Here is a 19,893-nt window from a genome sequence, read left to right as displayed (position 1 = left end):
TAATAACAAAATATTATATTAAATATAAGTCTTTAGATAGTAAGTGTTTTTATATCCTGTATGAATTTTGATTAATGCGACAGCCAAAAATAATGGTGACTTTGATAAATTGGCTAAATTGTTAAGTAGCACATAGAACAAGCTGTAATACCGAGTTTTTTACGGACACTGCACAAGATAGGCATCCTTTCCGTCGGTTATGAGCATTTTGCTTTTAACGGCGGAGAGGTACATTTCTATATCTGAACGAAGTTCTTTTGGTATCGTAAACTTGATATATTTATGTGTGTCAAGATTGCAAAGACATAATGTGTCAGGTCCTTCGAGGTCACCGAAAAGTACATAGTTTCCATTTGCATCAGCTATAGCTGCATCCTCTGATTTCATGTCAGGAATTGTGAAACTGTTTTTATTTGTTATATTGTAAACTTTCAATGATTTATTTTTTTCATTATATTTATAATTCCATAAGACATTTATCTCTCCATAATCCTTGTAAGTGTGTAGAGTTTTTCCGGTTGTGAGGTCTATAAGGTTTGTGCAAACCTGCTCACTGTATGTCTTTGCATTATTTCCCGTGGAAATTACTAAGAGTGACAGTACATGGTAATCGTCAATAAATTTTATCTGGCTTTCATGATTATATCCGTCTATGCCGGGGATTTTTATCTCTTTGCCTGTCGATGTATCTAAGGCGGTCCAGTATCCCTTAGCACGGTAATTAAATAATATCATTTTTCCGTTAGGAGACATTTTAGTGTTGCATATTTTGTTATCATCCGTAAATTTGTCTATTATTCCTGTTTTAAGGTTCAGCTTTGCGACACTGCTTTTTAGTATAGTATCACCTTTGACTTTTGAGAAATAGGCATAAACGGTATCACCGTCCATGACATAGTCTACACCATCTAAAGTTCCGGTCTGGTTAAATGCAAATATCTCTTTATTTATAACAGAATAATCAAAAGAAAAGCTGCTCCCATAATAAGTACCTGAAAATGTTTTTATCGCAAGTTTTGACAGACCGTTATCCTGAATGGAATATACCTCGTCTACTATCTCGTCATCGCCATTTTTGTGATATTTGTATATGAAACTTTCTTTATCTCCGACAAGGTCGATATTTTTGCCAAGAGACAGATGGTTATTTTTGTCGGCTTTTATGTCTATGTTATTGTCAGGATTTGAAGCCGTACTCTGTCCGTTATCAGAAGAAATTTTGTCGGGTGCAGAAGTGTTAAGCTCGGCTTTTTGTATGTCTTGTTTTGAAAATGCCGTAAAAATCCAGTTGTGAAATTTGCCGGATGTTGCGGCAGCAGCACCAAATCCGACAGCAAGCACGAGTATAAGGATGGCGGCGGCATTTATAAGTGGGAGTCCTGTGAATGGCAGGCATCTTTTTATAAATGACGGTCTGTTGTTTGGTTTATCAGATTTTTCATTTCTGCGGAAACTTTTTTGGGGTGTTATTGCCGAATCATTTATTTCTTTTTGTTTATTATTAAAATTATTGGTCTGTTCATTTGTTGTTTCTTCGGTAAATTTTTCATCATATTTATTTGCCGTTTTTTCAATAAATTTTTTATCACAGTCATTTATCGTTTCTTCAATAAAACTGTCATCGCATTCATTTATCGCATTAAATAAATCTTTATCAGTCATAATAACCCTCCTTTATCAAATGAGATTTAAGTTCGCTGCGTATTCTTGAAAGCCGCATGGAAATTCCTGTTTCAGATATTCCATAATCTTTTGCGAGTTGTTTAACAGACTCCATAAACCAGTATCGTCTTATAAATAAGATGCGTTTTTCTTTTGGCAGCTTTTTCAAAAATACATTTATGGTTTCAATGAGCTGTTTTTGTTCTATCTGTTTTAAAGTATCATTATTTTTGTCCAGACAATCGTTGAGTTCGTCAAGTGACACCTCATATTCGCTTTTTCTCTTGCCTGCCGAATTGTATTCGTAGCGTTTAAGAGAAAGATTTTTGACAATACGGCATATGTAGGCTTTAAGGGGATTTGGTGACTTGGGCGGAATATTGTTCCATAGAGCCAGCCATGTGTCTGAAACACATTCCTCACTGTCCCGTTTGTCGTTTAGTATATTATTTGCAATCTTAAAGCAGAGATTTTTGTATTTATCACTTGTCTTGCTTATTGCCTGTTCGGAACGTTCGTTAAATAATGATATTATTTCCTTATCGGAAATATCATTGTTTTTGTTTTGCATTGTAAACCTCGTTTCTGGGCCGTAATCGGCACATAGTTATTATTGCAGCATAAAATAATGCCATGCTCAAAGGGATTTTGCTTAAAATTGATGCCGCATATCGCTGCATCGTTATCTGATTTTATCCCCTGCATCATCAAATGTGAAAAAACATTCTGTTGTATTATAACGGCAGTATGTTTTTTATAACACAAAAAACACTCCGTGAGAATGCACATTTCGCGGAAAAGAAGTAAATGCTACGCATTCCGCTCAAATGCGAAAGAGTCGCAAGCGACTATTTGTTAGAAAAGACGTCATTTCTTTATGACAGACATTGGATACTTAGAGAAATTCAGGTAAGTATTTTATCTGTCATTTATAATCTACGGTTTTATGGGAAAATCTCACAGGGTAAAGTTGAAAATATCTGTAAAAGTTTGTATAGATAATTGATAAATTGACTGTATGTTGTGTTAGTTGCACAATTTAATCAAGGATTATGATAGTTTTGTAATTATTTGAAAATTTGCATATTAAAATGAGATGTTAAATATATATGAAAATATAATGTAACAGTTCAGCCTCTCATTTATTACATTCGTAAACCTGCCAGCAAGCTGTCAGTCGCTGCTATGCAGCTTGTGTTTACTTCATTTCATAAATGAAAGGCTATTCAGCCCCAAAAAACAAGTCAATAATACATTGAGCAAGCTCATGTATTATTGACTTATCTTTTTTGGGCTGAACTGTTACAATATAATAGAAAATTAAAAGTAATATTTATTGATTTTTGTTACAAATCTGAATATAATATAAGTAAAATAAAGTAACGGATTTGTGTTTTGCACACTTGGCACAAATCTTAAGTGGAAAATATATTATATTTGATACTATGCAAAAAATGTGTGCAGAAATGAGGGTTATTATGGCTATTGCAGCAGATATATTACAAAGTCTTGTTCCTATTTCGCAGTTTAATAAAGGTCAGGCGGCTAAGATATTTGACAGATTACATTCTGAAAATGAATTGATAGTTTTAAAAAATAATCAGCCATCGGCGATTATATTATCACCTGAGGAATATACAAGATTAACTGAAATAGAAGAAGATTATTATCTTTTATTGGAAGCTAACAGGCGTTTGGAGGCTGATGGGAATAATAAAACGGTTTCACTTGATACTGTAATGAATGAGCTTGGGATAAGTGAAGATGAACTTTTGGATGCGGAGGATGTAGATATAGAATGACATGGAATATTGAGTTTTTAGAAGAAGCGGAAAATGATATGAAGAAACTCGACCATTCGGCTCAAATACAAGTATTAAAAGGCATTTCAAAAGTAAGCAAAAATCCATTGCCTGCTGATGAGGGCGGATATGGAAAGCCCTTAGGTAATAAAAGTGGTACAAATCTTACTAATTTAATGAAAATAAAATTTAGAAACTTAGGCATAAGAGTTGTTTATAAGATTGAGCGTGTGGATGGAATAATGAAGATTATTGTAGTTTCGGCAAGAACTGATGAACAGGTTTATAGAGAAGCAGCAAAAAGAAGAAATAAGCATGGTTTATAAAAAAGAGCAAAAACACTTGCAACTTTTGTTGTATTCCCTCATAATAGTGACTATCATTTGTCAAAAAATCGGAGGATAAAGATGTCAGAAACAAATACTAAAATTGGAAATTATACGATAACAGATGTCGATATCGACACATTTATTTCAGGTATGCCGCAGGAACAGCAGATGTATAGAAGTATGCCTGAGTTCCGTAAGCAGTGCGAGGAAAGATTAGAAGAAATCTGCCTTTTTGCAATGTACGGGGAGGAAGAAAAGAAAGACGAGACAGAGATGTTTAAAACATCAATGGTTATGGCAAAGAGAGATATATTAAGCCAGATAGCTATGGCAGACCTTTTAAAAGACATTTCTGTAACAGATGCAGAAGCAAAAGAGTATTTCTTAGGTCACTCAAAAGAATTTGCATCAAAAGCATCTGCAACGGCAAAACATGTACTCGTAGACAATGAGGACAAGGCAAATCAGATAAAAGAAGAAATCGAATCAGGAGCAAAAAGTTTTGAAGATGCGGCAAAAGAGTATTCTACCTGCCCATCAGCACAGAAAGGCGGAAGTCTTGGAACATTTGGCAGAGGCCAGATGGTAAAAGAATTTGAAAATGCCGTATTTGACGGGGAACTAAACAAAGTAATAGGTCCTGTAAAAACACAGTTCGGATACCATCTTATCTGGGTCGATGACAAAAACGAGGGCGAAGTACCTGAGTACGACAGTATAGCAGAGCAGGTAAAAGGTTATCTTGTAAACAAAAAACAGCAGGAAACATACCAGAGTAAACTTAAAGAACTCAGAGAGAAATACTGCAAATAGAAAAAATAAAAAATAATCCTTACAACACACAATAAAATGCAAATTTCATAGGGCTTTAAAGAAAAATTGTCTTTGATAAAGCCATAAAATGAAATTTGCATTTTTTAATGTTACAGTTCAGTTATAAAAAGGTAATTGGCAATATCGAAGTTTATTCATTGTATTGTTAAATCTCTTTTTATGGCAGGAATGTTGCATACAGATATAAATTTTATACTTATTTCTGCATCAAATTTTATATCTGTGCCGTTATAAATATTATAAATAAAAAGTACATAGTACACTGGGGAGGTGAAAAAAATGTCAAACGGCACCAAAGCAAAAAAATGGGAAGAAGAACAGAGACAAAAACTTGAAAAAGTGTATGAGTTATACGGCAGCAGAATGTATTACAGGGCAATGCAGATTTTAAACCAGCGTGAGGATGCTGAGGACGCTGTGCAAAACAGCATAATAGCAATATCAAGACATACAGATTGCATAGACTTTGACGATGAAGCAAAAACAGCAGCTTTTGTATATACGGTCATAAGCCATTGTGCCATTGACATATACAGAAAAAACAAGAGAAGCAGACAGTCGAATATAAATATTGAGGACATAACAGAGCAGGCAGGGAATGTTGACATAGAAAATGAGATACTTGTCTCGATGGAGTTAAAAAGAGTTGTGGAAGAGATAAATAAACTTGACTTTACTTACCGTGAAGTTTTGTCGCTGTTTTATTTAAATGAGATGAGTCCGAGAGAAATTTCGGACTTGCTGGAAATTCCATATAATACGGTGCGGTCAAAGATAAACCGTGGAAGAAAGAAGCTGTTAAAAAGTCTTTGGTAATTGCGAAACTAGTAAGGAGTGAGCTTTATGGTAAGAAGTGGGAATAAAAATGGATTTAAAGGCAGTGATGAGATTATAAGAAAAGCTTTTAAGATTTATAGTGAGAAGGATTTGGAAAATTCCATGAGAGATTTTGATTTTGAATATAATGATGATAAGATTTTTGAAGATAAGATATATTCTGTCATTAGCAGGCTGACGATAAGAAATCCACGCTCAAAGGCACATATTATATGTATTGTGTTCGTATGTTTCATATTGATAGCAGGGCTTGCAATAGGTTATATATATATGGGAAGCCAAAAGCAGACAGGTGAGACAAATGTGCTTGAGAGTGTGTGCAGTACCGCAAGGGAGCGTTATACTCTGCGTCAGGATTATATGATGATGGGCGATGACGATGCAGACCTCGGCATTAATACAAAAGAAGAACAGCAGTGGTATTATTATAATCAGCAGAATACTGCGGTCTGTGTTGATACAAAGAGTTATTCGGAAAATGGTTATCTTTACAGTCTTTATCAACTGAATGAGGATGAAGAAAAAAAGATTACACAAAAGGGAATTGAACTGAAAAAAGCGGATAAGACTAAGAAGCTGACACCGTTTTTGGGAAACGCTCCAAAGGGCAGCAAGTATTCAGTTGGAAGTATATATTTTATAGGTGGGCGTAACAGTCGAAAGTTTATTTTATATAAAGACAGGTCAGATGCGATGTATATCGGAAAATGTGTTGGAATTGAAAGTCTGAAAGAACATAATATAAAAGACAGCAAAAAATCAGATTCAAAGAGTGCGATTTCTCCAGAGGAATATTTTAAGGAGATTATGGATATAAAAGACGGAAGTGCAATTCGTGAGATAATGTTTGAAAGATTTAAGGCAAAATCTAAAGAAAATCCTGATAAGAGACTTGCCGTTTGGATGGATGAAAAATCAGGAAATGAGTTTTATAAACTTCTTACAAAAGGAAATTCTTTTGAACTCAGAGATATGTATAAGCAGAAGTTTGCAATGACTGCAAAAGAAAATCCTGATAAGTGCTATTATCTGGCAGTTGAAAATAATGCGGGTGAGTTTTGCGTATTTGGAATAATACTTGACGAAAATAACATTGATGTTTATATTGAGCCTGAACATAAAGCTGGAGTATATTTGAAACTTTCGGATGAAAATGCGGCGGCACTTAAAAAGATTATAAAAAAGAACGATAATAGTTTCACAACCTGTAATTTTTATGAGAAAATATTTGAAAGATAGGGAGATAATGAAATATGAACAGTGAGTACACACATATAAAACATGAATTTGAGCCGGTTTTTGATGAAAATTCAAAAGTACTGGTTTTGGGGACACTTCCGTCGGTTAAGTCAAGGGAGAACAATTTTTATTACGGACATCCGCAGAACAGGTTTTGGAAACTTATTGCGGCGTTATGTGATGAAGATATTGTCCCACAGACTATTGAGGAGAAAAGAAAGATACTGCTTAAACATCATATAGCCGTGTGGGATGTTATCTCTGAGTGTGATATTATAGGTTCGAGTGACAGTTCGATAAAAAATGTTGTGCCTGCTGACCTGTCGGTTATTTTGGATAATACTGATATTGACAGGATATATGCAAATGGAGGCAAGGCATACGAACTTTATATGAAATACCAGTATGGTAAAATCGGAAGAGAGATAATAAAACTTCCGTCTACAAGTCCGGCAAATGCGGCTTACAGTTTAGAAAGGCTTTTAGAGTGTTGGCAAATGCGGATTTAAATGTATAATTTTTACATAAAAAGATAAAATTACTATTGTAAATAGTTGTGGTCTATAATATAATTATATAATGGCTGTACTTATAATATATTTTGTGTATATGATGCTGGGAGGTCATATATATAATGTGTTATTGTTATAACAGTCATGTAACATTTTTAGTTTTATTATACAAAAGGAAAAGGAGACTTTTTATGAGCAAAGAAAAAAATGACTTTAAGCCGTTTATCCCAGCGGACAAAGTTATGCCAGAATTTACACCGACAGCACTTATTCTTGGTATTATTCTTGCAGTAGTATTTGGAGCTGCAAACGCTTATCTCGGACTTAGAGTAGGTATGACGGTTTCGGCATCTATACCGGCAGCAGTTATTTCAATGGGTGTCATTCGTTTTATTTTAAAGAAAGATTCAATTCTTGAAAATAACATGGTTCAGACTATCGGTTCAGCGGGTGAATCGTTAGCTGCAGGTGCAATTTTTACACTTCCTGCACTTTATATGTGGGCAAAAGAAGATTCATCTATCCAGATGCCTTCGTTCTTCACTATCGCAGCTCTCGCTGTCGCAGGTGGTGTTATTGGAACTTTATTTATGATTCCGCTCCGTACGGCACTTATCGTTGAGGAGCATGGAAACCTTCCATTCCCTGAGGGAACAGCCTGTGCAGAGGTTCTTCTTGCAGGTGAAGAAGGCGGAAGTAAATCAAAACTTGTATTTTCAGGTCTTGGTATCTCCGCACTTTATAAGTTTATAACTGACGGACTTATCCTGTTCCCATCAGAGATAAGCTGGGATATATCAGTTTATAAGGGATCTGCATTCGGACTTGATGTACTGCCAGCTCTCGTCGGTGTAGGTTACATCTGTGGTTCAAGAGTTGCTTCATATATGTTTGGTGGAGCTATTGTAGGATGGTTCGTAATCATGCCTCTTATGCATACTATCGGTGCATTGGGCGGAGACAGTGCTATATTATTCCCTGCTACAAAAGCTATAGCAGATATGGCACCGGCAGAGCTTTGGAGTAATTATGTAAGATACATCGGTGCAGGTGCAGTTGCCTGTGGTGGTATCTTAAGCCTTATCAAGTCATTGCCTCTTATTATCAGAACATTCAAGAAAGCTCTTGGCGGTCTGGGACATAAGGGTGGAGATCTTCGTACAGAAAAAGATCTTTCAATCAAATGGGCAATGGTTGTTGTCGTTTTAGTTGCATTTGCACTTGTATTGATTCCATCAGTACCTATCAGTATTATTGCTGCAATAATCATTATCATTTTTGGTTTCTTCTTCGCAACAGTATCATCAAGAATGGTAGGACTTGTAGGTTCATCTAACAACCCTGTATCAGGAATGGCTATTGCAACACTTCTTATTGCAACAATGATTCTTAAGGCAACAGGAAAAACAGGTATCCAGGGTATGACAATGGCTATCTGTATAGGTACGGTTATCTGTATAATCGCTGCTATGGCAGGTGATACTTCACAGGATCTTAAGACAGGCTATATCGTAGGTGCTACACCTTATCGTCAGCAGATAGGTGAGCTTATCGGTGCTGTATGTGCAGGTCTTGCAATCGCAGGAGTTCTTATGCTTCTCGATTCTGCATGGACATTTGGTACAGACAAGCTTCCGGCTCCTCAGGCAACACTTATGAAGATGGTAACAGAGGGTGTTATGGAGGGAAATCTTCCGTGGAATCTCGTATTTATCGGTGTATTCCTTGCACTCATGGTAGAAGTTATTGGTATTCCGGTACTTCCATTTGCGATTGGTTTATATCTCCCTATTTACCTTTCAACACCTATCATGGTCGGAGGAGTTATCAAACTTATCGTTACAAAGCGTAAGAATAAGACAGAGGAGGAAATAAAGGAGGACGACAGCAAGGGAATCCTTTACTCATCAGGTCTTATTGCCGGTGAGGGTCTTGTAGGTATTATTCTTGCGATACTTAAGGTAATCGGAGTAGCAGACAAGATAAATCTTGGAAATTATGGAATAAGTCTTGGACAGGGCGGAAGCGTAGTATTCTTTATACTTCTTTGTGCATCACTTTTATATGCTGCCACAAAGAAAATGAAGAAGGCTTAGAAAGAAAGGCGGAAGTTAATGCGGAAGCGAAAGCCAAAAGCTAAAGTTGTTTCAGGAAATTATATGGATAAGATACCACATATATCAGAGGGACATGAGTGGAGAGAACTCGATGACGGCAATGTAGAGGTCGATATGCCGCACAAGGGATTTTATGCAAAGATAGCACAGAAATTTTTTCATAAACCGGCGGTCAGTCATATTAAACTTGACGAGTATGGTTCAGTTGTATGGAAAAGCATAGACGGTGAGAGAACCATATATGATATAGTAGGGAAAATGAACGAAGCATTTCCAGAGGAGGAGAATGATATGCTCAAAAGAGTCATAACATTTATCTCAACACTTGAAATGAACAAATTTGTGGTATTAAAATGATGTAGTAGTCGTTTGAAACTTACATCATTATATAAAAAATTGTAGAAAATCGTTTCAAAATCAATGTAAAAATTGCTGACAGCACTGTAAGTGTGAGAAGTAATAAGGTTGTTTTTGGAACGGTTTTTCTTTTATCCACGATACTTTACACGCTGGAATATCAATGTTAGAATGTAATTGATTAAATAAGGGATATGCTTATAAAGACAGACGATTGCGAAATTAATTTTATATTTGTATAATTTAACTATCAGGGAATGCCTTTCTGACAGTGTTATGAGCAAGTAGCGGAGCGGATTGCGAATATCTGCAACAGTTTATGATAGTTTTGCATATGTCTAATATTGTTAAACAGGAGAAAGGGAGTGAGCATATGGCAAGAACAGTAGGAATAGGAACTCAGAGCTTTGAAACAGTGCGTGAAAAAAATACATTTTATGTAGATAAAACATCATTTATAAAGGAGTGGTGGGAAAATCAGGATGATGTAACACTGATAACCCGTCCACGCCGTTTTGGAAAAACATTAAATATGGATATGATAAAATGTTTCTTTTCAAATAAGTATGAGGGCAGGAGAGATTTGTTTGAGGGGCTTGATATATGGGAAGATGAAAAATATCTTGAATTACAGGGAACATATCCTGTGATATTCCTTAGTTTTGCAGGGATAAAGGGGAATACATTTGAAGTAACACAGCAGCAGATTTGTATTAAAATATCAGATATATATGAAGAAAACAGATATTTGCTTGATGGTGATATTCTAAGTGAAAATGAAAAGAAGTTTTACGAGAGTGTGAGCATGGATATGTCTGATGCGGTTTGCAGCATGGCATTAAATAAAATGTGCATTTTTATGCACAAATATTATGGAAAAAAAGTCATTATTCTGCTGGATGAATACGACACCCCTATGCAGGAGGCATATGTAAACGGTTATTGGGAAGAACTTGTGGCATTTACTAGAAGTTTGTTCAACTCGACATTTAAGACAAATCCTTATCTTGAAAGAGCGATAATGACGGGAATAACCCGTGTCTCAAAAGAGAGCATTTTTTCAGACCTTAACAACCTTGTTGTAGTTACATCAACATCAAAACAATATGAGACAGCATTTGGATTTACGGAAGAAGAGGTGTTTAATGCACTAGATGAACAGGGACTTTCAGATAAAAAAGAAGAAGTTAAGATGTGGTATGACGGATTTACTTTTGGAGACAAGAAAGACATTTACAATCCGTGGTCGATAATAAACTTTTTGAAATTTAAGAGTTTGAAAACATACTGGGCAGACTCAAGTTCAAATGGATTGATAAACAACCTTGTGCAAAAGGGAAGTTCATATATAAAAACAATGTTAGAAACACTTATAAGTGGAAAAACGATAAATGTGAGAATAGATGAACAGATAGTATTTTCGGAACTTCAGTATTCAGAAGATGCAGTGTGGAGTCTTATGCTTGCAAGTGGTTATTTAAAAGTCATTTCGTCAGAAGAACTGAACCTTACAAGAGAAAGTGAGAATGAATATGAGCTTGGTTTAACAAATCGAGAAATTTTATTCATGTTTAGAAAAATGATACTCAGATGGTTCAGTCCTGCAAAGATGGAAACAAATGGATTTGTAAGGGCACTTATAGGTGGAGATATAGAAAGCATGAATGAGTACATGAATGATGTTGCATTAAAAACATTTAGTTCATTTGACTCTGGAAAACATATATCAGAAAAAAAAGCACCTGAGCGTTTTTATCACGGCTTTGTGCTCGGACTTATGGTAGACCAGACAGAAAACTATATCATAAACTCAAACCGTGAGAGTGGTTATGGAAGATATGACATAATGCTTGAACCAGTGGATAAAGAAAACATAAAATATCCGGGAATAGTCATAGAGTTTAAGGTGATAAATCCAAGAAAAGAAAACAGCTTAGAGGAAACAGTAGAGGCTGCCTTGCAGCAGATAAAAGAAAAAGATTATGATGCAGAACTCATAAAAAGAGGAGTGGACAAAGAAAATATCCATCATTACGGCTTTGCGTTTAAAGGTAAAGAGGTTCTAATAGATGGGGATTAAGGATGCGAAGCATTGCCAAAATCCACTACAGTTTATGTTTTTTGTAAACTATAATGTTTTGTTAGATGACAGGTAGATAGCCGCTTTTACCTTTATTTTTAAAGCGAAATGTGTATAATATCATATTAGAAATAACAAACGGAGGTATTTATAATGCAGAGAATAAAAAGTTTTCAGATTAACCATAATGTATTAGAGCCGGGATTTTATATCTCAAGGGAGGATGGAGATGTTGTGACATATGATCTCCGTACGAGAAAGCCAAATGCAGGCGATTATATGAGCAATGCCGTTATGCATTCAGTTGAGCATATGTTTGCGACATTTGCACGCAATTCCGAGGTGTCAGACAAGATAGTATATTTTGGACCTATGGGATGCCAGACAGGTTTTTATCTTCTTGTCCGTGATATGGATGCAAAGGATGTCTTTGAACTTACAAAGAAAATTCTTAAACAGACGATAGAGCATGACGGTGATGTATTCGGAAAATCTGCGATTGAGTGCGGACATTATGAAAATCTTGATATAGAGCTTGCAAAGGAAGAGTGCAGGACTTATCTTGAGGTGCTTGAAAACCAGACAAATATGGAGTTTACTTATCCGACAGAGTAAAAATAACAGAGAAAAGAGGGACATTATGATAATCGGTGTTATAGGAGCGATGCAGATTGAGATTGACAATCTGAAAAAGACATTGGAAAATCCGTCGTATGAGTCGATAAGCGGCGTAGAATTTGTAAAAGGAACTATAGGTGGGACGGAAGTGGTTGCCGCTGTCAGCGGAGTAGGAAAGGTATTTGCAGCTATTTGTACGGAGGCTATGATACTTACATACCATGTCGATATGGTTATAAATATCGGTGTTGCCGGAACATTGTGCAAGGAACTTGGGGTTATGGGAATAGCTGTTGCGGATATGGTTGTACAGCACGATATGAACACATCTGCACTCGGTGATCCGATAGGTCTTTTATCTGGAATAAATGAGATTTATCTTCCGTGTGATAAAAAGATGATGGCTACATTAAAAGAGTGTCTTGACGAAAAAGAGAGAAAGTATAGAGTCGGAACTATCGCCACGGGTGATATGTTTATGCACGATAAGCATCAGAAAGACAAACTTCATGAGCGTTTCAATGCGATAGCGGCAGAGATGGAGGGCGGAAGTATCGGTCATGTGTGCTATGTAAATAAAGTTCCGTTTGCAATTCTTCGCACAATTTCAGATGGTGAGGGCGGTGCAATGGATTATGCCACATTTGCTGAAAAAGCAGCCCAGATAGGTATTGAGATAGTTGTTGATTTTATTAAAAAAATCGCATAATTAAAAAGTGAACCGGTTGTGAGTAGTTTATTAATATATCTAAATGATATTAAAAGCAGCTTCATAACCGGTTTAATAAATTTAAGTTGCGGTGTAAAAGGGAGAGCAATATGATTAAGATAGATTTGATTACGGGGTTTCTTGGCTCAGGTAAGACAACTTTTATCAGAAAATATGTGAAATATCTCACGGATAAAGGGTTAAAGATAGGAATTCTTGAAAATGATTACGGTGCTGTCAATGTAGATGCGATGCTTTTGCAGGATATTCTAGGTGAAAGCTGTGACCTTGAGATGGTGGCGGGCGGCTGTGATGCGGACTGCCACAGAAGGCGATTTAAGACTAAACTTATTGCCATGGGGATGCAGGGATTTGACAGGGTTTTGGTCGAGCCGTCAGGTGTGTTTGACATGGACGAATTTTTTGATACTCTGCACGAAGATCCACTGGAAAGATGGTATCAGATAGGAAATGTCATAACGATAGTTGATGCACACCTCGAACTTGACATGTCGGAGCGTTCAAGATATATCCTGGCGTCAGAGGCGGCTAATGCGGGAAAGATACTTTTTAGCAAGACAGACGGTGTAGATGGTGGACAGATACAGGAGGTCACTGCATATATAAATAAAAGTCTTGAGGAATTTCACTGTACCAGAAAGATTGACCGTGTAGTCATGGCAAAGTCGTGGGATGAGTTTAATGAAGATGATTATAAAAAGATTGAAAATTGTGAGTATGTCGGTGCGGGCATAGAAAAAAGATATAATGCAGACGATGTGGAATTTTCATCACTTTACTATATGAATAAACATATGACTGTTAATCAGCTTAAAGATTGTGTAAATAAAACTTTTTCTGACGAAAAATGTGGAAATGTATTCAGAATTAAAGGTTTTATGTCTGATGAAGACGGCTGGATAGAACTTAATGCCACTAAAAAAGAAACGGTTATAAAGCCGATAAAAGAAGGACAGGAAATATTTATCGTAATCGGTGAAGATTTAGTACAGGATGAAATTGATAAGTATTGGAAGTAGTTTTGCTAACATTTAAAAAGATGAGAGTTCGTAGTGAAAACTCTCATCTTTTTAGATTAGTGTTATTCTATCTTTAGTCCTGATACAACTGCTGGATTTTTGTGATTTTATTTCCGGTTAGCGTTACTTTTGCAGCCATGCCCCAGTAATATTTTATTTTGTGATCTTTTGCAAGTTCAGGTTCTGCACTTTTTATTGCTTTTACAAAGCGTTTTTTATTGACTTTGTAATTTTTCATCTTGTCAGCATTTAAAAGAGAGTATGAAACTTTTGATGCAAGTTTCATAGTATGCTTTTTGGGTCTGCCTACAATGTTTTCATCTTCAATTCCAAGTTCATATGTCCAGACGGCATCTGCATATGTAAGCGTATTGCCTTTTAGAGAAAGACATATGATTTTTTTGGTTTTGGCTTTTGCCTGTGAAGTGTTTGCAATGGGATTGAGTGTTGAAATCAAAATTGCCACAATTATTAGTTTCGTTAAATTTTTTTTCATATAAAACCTCATTTTTCTATTGTTTTTTATATTAGCTTTATCGTGGAAGTTCACTATCCGTGTGATGACCTCTTGTTGAAAAACTTAATTCGGGATTTTTTACACTTACTCTTGTGCCGGCAGGTACTGATTCTGTTATGAAAGCGTTACCGCCAATTACAGAGCCTTTTCCGATAACAGTCTCACCGCCGAGTATAGATGCACTTGAATAGATTGTAACATCATCCTCGATGGTAGGATGTCTTTTGACATTTCTAAGTAACTGACCGCTTCTGGTTGAGAGTGCACCAAGAGTAACACCCTGATAAATTTTTACATTATTTCCAATCTCCGTTGTCTCGCCGATAACAACACCTGTACCGTGGTCTATAAAGAAATATTCACCGATAGTTGCACCTGGATTTATGTCAATACCCGTGTGGTCGTGGGCATATTCTGACATTATTCGTGGGATAAAAGGAACTTTCATATTATAAAGTTCATGAGCAAATCTGTAAACAAATATTGCAAAAAGTCCCGGATAGCAAAATATTATTTCTTCTTTTGTCTTTGCGGCAGGGTCGCCGTCAAAAGCTGCATTTACATCTTTTAACAAAAGATTTTGTATGTGGCTGAAGGATGAAAAAAACTTTGCACATATATCTGTTGTTCGTTCCTCGATCTCGTTTTCATTGGCATTATCTTTTGCCTGCTGCATAAAAGCAGCTTTTATCTGGCAGTGAAGATTGTTGTATATTTTTGTAATATTGTGACCGACAAAAAACTCCGGCACGGTTTTATTTAGATTTTCATCATCGAAATATCCGGGAAACATAATCTGTCTGAGTCCCATGATGATATGTTTTATAGTATCACGGTTTGGCATACAATGTCCTGATTTTAAATAAAACAATTCTTCGTTGTTATAATTATCAGTAATTTCATTTACGATACTTTCAAGCGTCTTTTTTTCTAACATAATACACAGCCTTTCTTTAAATCAGTTAGATTTTTATTTTTTAATTTAAATATTTATATTCATAATAAAACAATAAATGTATCCATAATATAATAAATGTATTTAAGAAAATTTTCAAGTGTGCCTTTCATTTCTGAAATGAAATAAACAAAAGCTGCAAAGCAACGACTGACAGCTCGCTGGCAGGTTTATGAATGTAAGAAATGAAAGGCTGAACTGTTACTTTTTCCATGACAGTTTTGGTACTGTCATTCATTGTGTAGCACCTTTTATTTTTATTTTAAATATGTGTTGCGGTAGAATTTTTATTTAATAAATATGAAAAGTTTATTAAAAGATGTCAGACAAATTTGACAGTTATTACTAAATTGAGTTATAATTTAAAAATAACGACAAAATAAAGAGGAAAGGATGAGTGATATATGCAGGATGGAATACTTCAGGGAAGTCACGAACAGATGATGGAAGAATATGCAAAGCGTTATAAGAAAATATGTATTGAAAATAACTCCATTGATGGAAAACTTTTCGATGAATTTGGCGTAAAGAGGGGACTCAGGGATAAAAACGGAAAGGGAGTATTGTCCGGTATTACAAATATATCCCTTATTAAGGCTACCGATATGGACGGTGACAGGGTCATTCCGTGTGAAGGTCAGCTTTTTTACAGAGGATACAATATTTATGACCTGACAAAAGGTTTCAGACAGGATAATAGATTTGGTTTTGAGGAGACTGCTTATCTGCTGCTGTTTGGAGAACTTCCGGCAGCAAGCCAGCTTAAAGAATTTCAGGATGTACTTGCAAAGAACAGGCGTCTTCCTACGAACTTTGTAAGAGATGTAATCATGAAAGCACCGTCAAAGGATATTATGAACTCACTCACAAAGAGTGTGCTTACACTTGCTTCTTATGATGATAAGGTTACGGACAATTCGCTTGAAAATGTGCTCAGTCAGAGTATTATGCTGATAAGTGTATTTCCAATGCTTGCCGTATATGGCTATCACGCATACAACCATTATGAGTGTGATGAAAGTTTTTATATTCATAGACCATCGGATGAACTTTCCGCAGCAGAAAATATTCTTCGTATGCTCAGACCAAACAAGGAATATACTGATGTTGAAGCAAAGGTTCTTGACCTTGCACTTGTACTTCACATGGAGCATGGTGGTGGAAATAACTCAACATTTACAACCAGGGTAGTAACATCTGCCGGTTCAGATACATATTCCGTTATTGCGGCAGCACTTTCATCGCTCAAAGGTCCTAAGCATGGTGGTGCCAACATCAAGGTTGTTGAGATGATGCAGGATCTTAAGGCAAATGTAAAAGATACGACTGACGAGGATGAGGTAAGAGCGTATCTTAAAAAACTTGTCCGCAAAGAAGCATTTGACAAGAGAGGACTTATTTACGGTATGGGTCATGCGGTATATTCAATATCAGATCCTAGAGCTGTAGCATTTAAGCAGTTCGTTGAGATGCTCGCAAATGAAAAGCATCAGAAAAAAGAATTTGAGCTTTATTCAATGATAGAGAGGATGGCACCTGAGGTCATAGGTGAGGAATGTGCCATCTACAAGGGAGTAAGTGCCAATGTCGATTTCTACAGTGGATTTGTTTATACAATGCTTGGAATACCACAGGAATTGTTCACTCCTATATTTGCCATGGCGCGTATCGTCGGCTGGAGTGCACACCGTATGGAAGAACTTATAAATGTCGATAAGATAATAAGACCGGCATATAAGAGTATTATGGTGCCAAAGGTGTATGAGTCATTAAAAGAGCGTTCAACACCAAAGATTGACACCAAGGCAATGAAAGAATTACAGCTCACAATGAAAGATGAGAGCTGCTAAAAAAGTAACAAATGCTTGCAATGCAGTTATGTGATATAAAAAGAAAAATATATCAGATTGCGAAAGTGATTTTACAAATATAATCTGATACAGAAACAAAAGGGGCTGTCGCAGTAAAAATTTTATGCAGATATTATAGAAGCAATTCTATATCGTGTATGAAGTTTCGATATTGTGGCAGTCCCTTAAAAATTTAGTGCTTTATGTTTTTCGGGGATTTACCTGTTACAATATACATAAATATTAAGAAAAAAGTAAAGATTTGTGGACAGTCAATATGTTATTATTGTAACAGTTCAGTCATAAAAAGGTAATTGGCAATACAATGAGCTTGTTCATTGTATTGTTAAGTAACGTTTTATGGTAGAATAGCCTTTCATTTCTGAAATGAAATAAGCAGATGCTGCAAAGCAGCGACTGACAGCTTGCTGGCAGGTTTATGAATGTAAGAAATGCAAGGCTGGACTGTTACATATAGAAGGATAGAAAGATAAAATATGCATTTTGTACTGTCTGGAGAGGAGGCTGATATGGCAGAGGGAAAGATTTTAATGGTCGATGATGACAAGGAAATAGCGGATCTGGTAGAAATACATTTAAAGGGTGAGGGCTATCAGGTTTATAAAGCGTATAATGGGAAAGAAGCTTTGGAAATATTTGACGCAGAAGAGATTGATCTTGCTATTCTTGACATAATGATGCCCGGAATGGATGGAAATGAGGTTTGTGCAAAGATAAGACAGACAAGTACGATTCCAATAATTATGTTGAGTGCAAAAGACAGTGAGAGTGATAAAGTATCGGGACTTGTAAATGGTGCTGATGATTATGTCACTAAACCGTTTAATACGAGTGAACTTATAGCAAGGGTCAATTCGCAGCTTAGAAGATACCACAGCTTCGGAGGAGTAGAATCTAAAACATCAGATGTTGTGAATATAGAAAATTTATGGATGGACAAGAGTCTGCATGAGGTTAAAGCATATGGAAATCCGGTCAAACTTACACCGATTGAGTTTGATATACTTTTTCTTATGGCTTCACATCCAAACAAAGTTTTTTCTACAGATGAGATTTTTGAGCGTGTCTGGAAAGAAAAAAGTTTTGAAATGAGCAACACGGTGATGGTTCACATTAGGAGACTCAGAGAAAAGATAGAGTCGGGTTCGGATAAAAGTAAGATAATAAAAACAGTTTGGGGAGTTGGATATAAAATTGAAGCATAGTTTATTCAAAAGCCTTAGGGCTGAGTTGATATTTTATGTAGCAGTAAGTATGTTTTTGTCCGTTATTACTGAATTTGCGTGTGGTGTGGGACTTTACATACTGAGTACGGCACTTGGTATTTCATACAGAGGTTATGGCAGGAGTGATATGAACATTGTCGGAAGAAAGGCTGGGGAACATATTCCTAAGACAAACTTTTTCACTTATCAGGCTATAAGAAGATGGGATAAAACCACACTTATATTTGTAATGTTTGTTATATTGTTTTTCCTATTCTTGTTTTTTGTAATGTATTTTATGCTCATAACAAAAAATCTAACGGCTGATATAGGGTATATATCGGGAAGTATAGCCCATATGGCATTTTCGGAGGGAGCAGAAAAAATAGAGGTGAGGAGACAGGACGAGATAGGAGAGATTGCTATTCAGGTAAACAGGATGTCTGAAAAAATAGATACTCTTATGAGGTCAGAGAGAGATGTACTTCAGGCAAACAAAGATATGATAACTTGTGTTGCACATGATCTGCGTACCCCTCTTACATCTGTTATAGGTTATCTTCAGTTAGCGGCAGACATGGAAAAGTTCAGTGAACAGGAAAGACATAAATATGCCGAGATAGCTATGCGCAAGGCTAACAGGCTTCAGGGACTTATAGAGGAACTGTTCAGCTACACTAAACTTATGAGTGGAGAGATAACACTTCATAAAAGTGAGATTGACATAGTCAAGCTTGTAGAACAGATGGTTGAGGAATTTTATCCTCAGTTTTGTGAAAATAATCTGGAGTATGAGCTTTCACAGAATGTTTCAAGCTGCATTATCAATGCCGACGGAGAACTTATGGCAAGAGCCGTGCAAAATCTTATAAGCAATGCAATAAAGTATGGTAAGGATGGGAAAAGAGTATTCGTCGAAGTTGAAAAGTTTGAAAAAGAAATTCAGGTACGAGTGACCAATTTTGGACTTATCATACCAAAAGAAAGTCTTGAACGCATATTTGAAAGATTTTACAGGGTGGAGGATTCGCGTTCAATGCAGACCGGAGGTACGGGACTTGGTCTAAATATTGCAAGACAGATAGTAGTATTACATGGTGGGATGATTAAGGTTGAAAGTGATATTGATGGAACTATTTTTACAATAGCACTTCCCTTGGAAAAAGCAGAAAAAGATAAAGAGAGATTAGTGAATATTACAGAGTAGGT

At 36.1% G+C, this 19,893-nt stretch carries 19 protein-coding genes; 15 read left to right on the top strand and 4 right to left on the bottom strand.

Annotated elements, in window-relative coordinates; all coding sequences use genetic code 11:
• Positions 1 to 159: 159 nt before the first annotated feature.
• Together DWZ63_RS05565 and DWZ63_RS05560 are read right to left on the bottom strand one after the other, a co-directional pair.
• On the bottom strand, positions 160 to 1,662 hold the full coding sequence (locus tag DWZ63_RS05565; protein WP_118499058.1) for a hypothetical protein: 1,503 nt from the start codon (positions 1,660 to 1,662) through the stop codon (positions 160 to 162).
• The gene (locus tag DWZ63_RS05560; RefSeq protein WP_243020492.1) at positions 1,655 to 2,233 is read right to left on the bottom strand and encodes a sigma-70 family RNA polymerase sigma factor; all 579 of its coding nucleotides are present in this window, start codon (positions 2,231 to 2,233) and stop codon (positions 1,655 to 1,657) included. Before DWZ63_RS05560 ends, DWZ63_RS05565 begins: the two co-directional genes overlap by 8 nt.
• A 907-nt stretch (positions 2,234 to 3,140) precedes the next feature.
• On the opposite strand from DWZ63_RS05560, the gene DWZ63_RS05555 reads away from it, so the two are divergent.
• The 12 genes from DWZ63_RS05555 to DWZ63_RS05500 all read left to right on the top strand — a co-directional run bounded on the left by DWZ63_RS05555 (position 3,141) and on the right by DWZ63_RS05500 (position 14,136).
• A complete protein-coding gene (locus DWZ63_RS05555; RefSeq protein ID WP_055944726.1) occupies positions 3,141 to 3,464 on the top strand; it encodes a type II toxin-antitoxin system Phd/YefM family antitoxin in 324 nt (107 codons plus the stop codon).
• A complete protein-coding gene (locus DWZ63_RS05550) occupies positions 3,461 to 3,790 on the top strand; it encodes a type II toxin-antitoxin system RelE/ParE family toxin (RefSeq protein ID WP_118499057.1) in 330 nt (109 codons plus the stop codon). Before DWZ63_RS05555 ends, DWZ63_RS05550 begins: the two co-directional genes overlap by 4 nt.
• An 81-nt stretch (positions 3,791 to 3,871) precedes the next feature.
• Positions 3,872 to 4,606, top strand: coding sequence for a peptidylprolyl isomerase (locus tag DWZ63_RS05545; RefSeq protein ID WP_022014916.1), 735 nt, complete (start codon positions 3,872 to 3,874; stop codon positions 4,604 to 4,606).
• 300 nt (positions 4,607 to 4,906) lie between these two features.
• A complete protein-coding gene (locus DWZ63_RS05540) occupies positions 4,907 to 5,443 on the top strand; it encodes a sigma-70 family RNA polymerase sigma factor (protein ID WP_022014915.1) in 537 nt (178 codons plus the stop codon).
• A 27-nt stretch (positions 5,444 to 5,470) separates the two neighbouring features.
• On the top strand, positions 5,471 to 6,703 hold the full coding sequence (locus tag DWZ63_RS05535; RefSeq protein WP_118499055.1) for a hypothetical protein: 1,233 nt from the start codon (positions 5,471 to 5,473) through the stop codon (positions 6,701 to 6,703).
• 14 nt (positions 6,704 to 6,717) lie between these two features.
• Positions 6,718 to 7,212, top strand: coding sequence for a DNA-deoxyinosine glycosylase (locus DWZ63_RS05530; RefSeq protein ID WP_118499053.1), 495 nt, complete (start codon positions 6,718 to 6,720; stop codon positions 7,210 to 7,212).
• 194 nt (positions 7,213 to 7,406) lie between these two features.
• Positions 7,407 to 9,311 carry an oligopeptide transporter, OPT family gene (locus DWZ63_RS05525; RefSeq protein ID WP_118499051.1) on the top strand — a complete coding sequence of 635 codons (1,905 nt, stop codon included), beginning with the start codon at positions 7,407 to 7,409 and terminating at the stop codon, positions 9,309 to 9,311.
• An 18-nt stretch (positions 9,312 to 9,329) separates the two neighbouring features.
• Positions 9,330 to 9,689 (top strand): PqqD family protein, encoded by a 360-nt coding sequence (locus DWZ63_RS05520; RefSeq protein ID WP_022014911.1) that lies wholly within the window; start codon positions 9,330 to 9,332, stop codon positions 9,687 to 9,689.
• A 373-nt stretch (positions 9,690 to 10,062) separates the two neighbouring features.
• Positions 10,063 to 11,769 (top strand): AAA family ATPase, encoded by a 1,707-nt coding sequence (locus DWZ63_RS05515; protein WP_118499049.1) that lies wholly within the window; start codon positions 10,063 to 10,065, stop codon positions 11,767 to 11,769.
• Between the two features lie 153 nt (positions 11,770 to 11,922).
• Positions 11,923 to 12,384 (top strand): S-ribosylhomocysteine lyase, encoded by a 462-nt coding sequence (locus tag DWZ63_RS05510; RefSeq protein WP_022014910.1) that lies wholly within the window; start codon positions 11,923 to 11,925, stop codon positions 12,382 to 12,384.
• Between the two features lie 25 nt (positions 12,385 to 12,409).
• Positions 12,410 to 13,096, top strand: coding sequence for a 5'-methylthioadenosine/adenosylhomocysteine nucleosidase (locus DWZ63_RS05505; protein WP_022014909.1), 687 nt, complete (start codon positions 12,410 to 12,412; stop codon positions 13,094 to 13,096).
• 110 nt (positions 13,097 to 13,206) lie between these two features.
• Positions 13,207 to 14,136, top strand: a complete 930-nt coding sequence (locus DWZ63_RS05500; protein ID WP_118499047.1) for a GTP-binding protein — start codon at positions 13,207 to 13,209, stop codon at positions 14,134 to 14,136.
• Positions 14,137 to 14,209: 73 nt separating this feature from the next.
• On the opposite strand, the gene DWZ63_RS05495 is transcribed toward DWZ63_RS05500, so the two are convergent.
• Both DWZ63_RS05495 and epsC read right to left on the bottom strand, forming a co-directional pair.
• Entirely contained in the window at positions 14,210 to 14,632 is a 423-nt protein-coding gene (locus DWZ63_RS05495) for a hypothetical protein (RefSeq protein WP_118499045.1), read from the bottom strand.
• 37 nt (positions 14,633 to 14,669) lie between these two features.
• Positions 14,670 to 15,590, bottom strand: a complete 921-nt coding sequence (gene epsC / locus DWZ63_RS05490) for a serine O-acetyltransferase EpsC (protein WP_118499043.1) — start codon at positions 15,588 to 15,590, stop codon at positions 14,670 to 14,672.
• Between the two features lie 422 nt (positions 15,591 to 16,012).
• On the opposite strand from epsC, the gene DWZ63_RS05485 reads away from it, so the two are divergent.
• The 3 genes from DWZ63_RS05485 to DWZ63_RS05475 all read left to right on the top strand — a co-directional run bounded on the left by DWZ63_RS05485 (position 16,013) and on the right by DWZ63_RS05475 (position 19,891).
• Positions 16,013 to 17,458 carry a citrate/2-methylcitrate synthase gene (locus DWZ63_RS05485; RefSeq protein WP_118499041.1) on the top strand — a complete coding sequence of 482 codons (1,446 nt, stop codon included), beginning with the start codon at positions 16,013 to 16,015 and terminating at the stop codon, positions 17,456 to 17,458.
• A 530-nt stretch (positions 17,459 to 17,988) separates the two neighbouring features.
• Positions 17,989 to 18,684 carry a response regulator transcription factor gene (locus DWZ63_RS05480; RefSeq protein WP_022014904.1) on the top strand — a complete coding sequence of 232 codons (696 nt, stop codon included), beginning with the start codon at positions 17,989 to 17,991 and terminating at the stop codon, positions 18,682 to 18,684.
• Positions 18,674 to 19,891, top strand: coding sequence for a HAMP domain-containing sensor histidine kinase (locus tag DWZ63_RS05475; protein WP_022014903.1), 1,218 nt, complete (start codon positions 18,674 to 18,676; stop codon positions 19,889 to 19,891). The genes DWZ63_RS05480 and DWZ63_RS05475 overlap by 11 nt, the downstream gene beginning before the upstream one ends.
• Positions 19,892 to 19,893 lie beyond the last annotated feature (2 nt).

The organism is Clostridium sp. AF34-13 (genome assembly GCF_003477845.1).
Classification (GTDB): Bacteria; Bacillota; Clostridia; order Lachnospirales; family Lachnospiraceae; genus Butyribacter; species Butyribacter intestini.
Note: the sequence above shows the minus strand (reverse complement) of the source record. Positions and strands in the feature narration are given on the sequence as shown.

Excerpts from the sequence above, each read along its gene's own strand:
- DWZ63_RS05555 (WP_055944726.1), top strand. The coding sequence starts at position 3,141 with ATGGCTATTGCAGCAGATATATTACAAAGTCTTGTTCCTATTTCGCAG.
- DWZ63_RS05485 (WP_118499041.1), top strand. The coding sequence starts at position 16,013 with ATGCAGGATGGAATACTTCAGGGAAGTCACGAACAGATGATGGAAGAA.
- DWZ63_RS05520 (WP_022014911.1), top strand. The coding sequence starts at position 9,330 with ATGCGGAAGCGAAAGCCAAAAGCTAAAGTTGTTTCAGGAAATTATATG.
- DWZ63_RS05510 (WP_022014910.1), top strand. The coding sequence starts at position 11,923 with ATGCAGAGAATAAAAAGTTTTCAGATTAACCATAATGTATTAGAGCCG.
- DWZ63_RS05530 (WP_118499053.1), top strand. The coding sequence starts at position 6,718 with ATGAACAGTGAGTACACACATATAAAACATGAATTTGAGCCGGTTTTT.
- DWZ63_RS05550 (WP_118499057.1), top strand. The coding sequence starts at position 3,461 with ATGACATGGAATATTGAGTTTTTAGAAGAAGCGGAAAATGATATGAAG.
- DWZ63_RS05505 (WP_022014909.1), top strand. The coding sequence starts at position 12,410 with ATGATAATCGGTGTTATAGGAGCGATGCAGATTGAGATTGACAATCTG.
- DWZ63_RS05515 (WP_118499049.1), top strand. The coding sequence starts at position 10,063 with ATGGCAAGAACAGTAGGAATAGGAACTCAGAGCTTTGAAACAGTGCGT.
- epsC (WP_118499043.1), bottom strand. The coding sequence starts at position 15,590 with ATGTTAGAAAAAAAGACGCTTGAAAGTATCGTAAATGAAATTACTGAT.
- DWZ63_RS05525 (WP_118499051.1), top strand. The coding sequence starts at position 7,407 with ATGAGCAAAGAAAAAAATGACTTTAAGCCGTTTATCCCAGCGGACAAA.
- DWZ63_RS05565 (WP_118499058.1), bottom strand. The coding sequence starts at position 1,662 with ATGACTGATAAAGATTTATTTAATGCGATAAATGAATGCGATGACAGT.
- DWZ63_RS05560 (WP_243020492.1), bottom strand. The coding sequence starts at position 2,233 with ATGCAAAACAAAAACAATGATATTTCCGATAAGGAAATAATATCATTA.
- DWZ63_RS05545 (WP_022014916.1), top strand. The coding sequence starts at position 3,872 with ATGTCAGAAACAAATACTAAAATTGGAAATTATACGATAACAGATGTC.
- DWZ63_RS05500 (WP_118499047.1), top strand. The coding sequence starts at position 13,207 with ATGATTAAGATAGATTTGATTACGGGGTTTCTTGGCTCAGGTAAGACA.
- DWZ63_RS05480 (WP_022014904.1), top strand. The coding sequence starts at position 17,989 with ATGGCAGAGGGAAAGATTTTAATGGTCGATGATGACAAGGAAATAGCG.
- DWZ63_RS05540 (WP_022014915.1), top strand. The coding sequence starts at position 4,907 with ATGTCAAACGGCACCAAAGCAAAAAAATGGGAAGAAGAACAGAGACAA.
- DWZ63_RS05495 (WP_118499045.1), bottom strand. The coding sequence starts at position 14,632 with ATGAAAAAAAATTTAACGAAACTAATAATTGTGGCAATTTTGATTTCA.
- DWZ63_RS05535 (WP_118499055.1), top strand. The coding sequence starts at position 5,471 with ATGGTAAGAAGTGGGAATAAAAATGGATTTAAAGGCAGTGATGAGATT.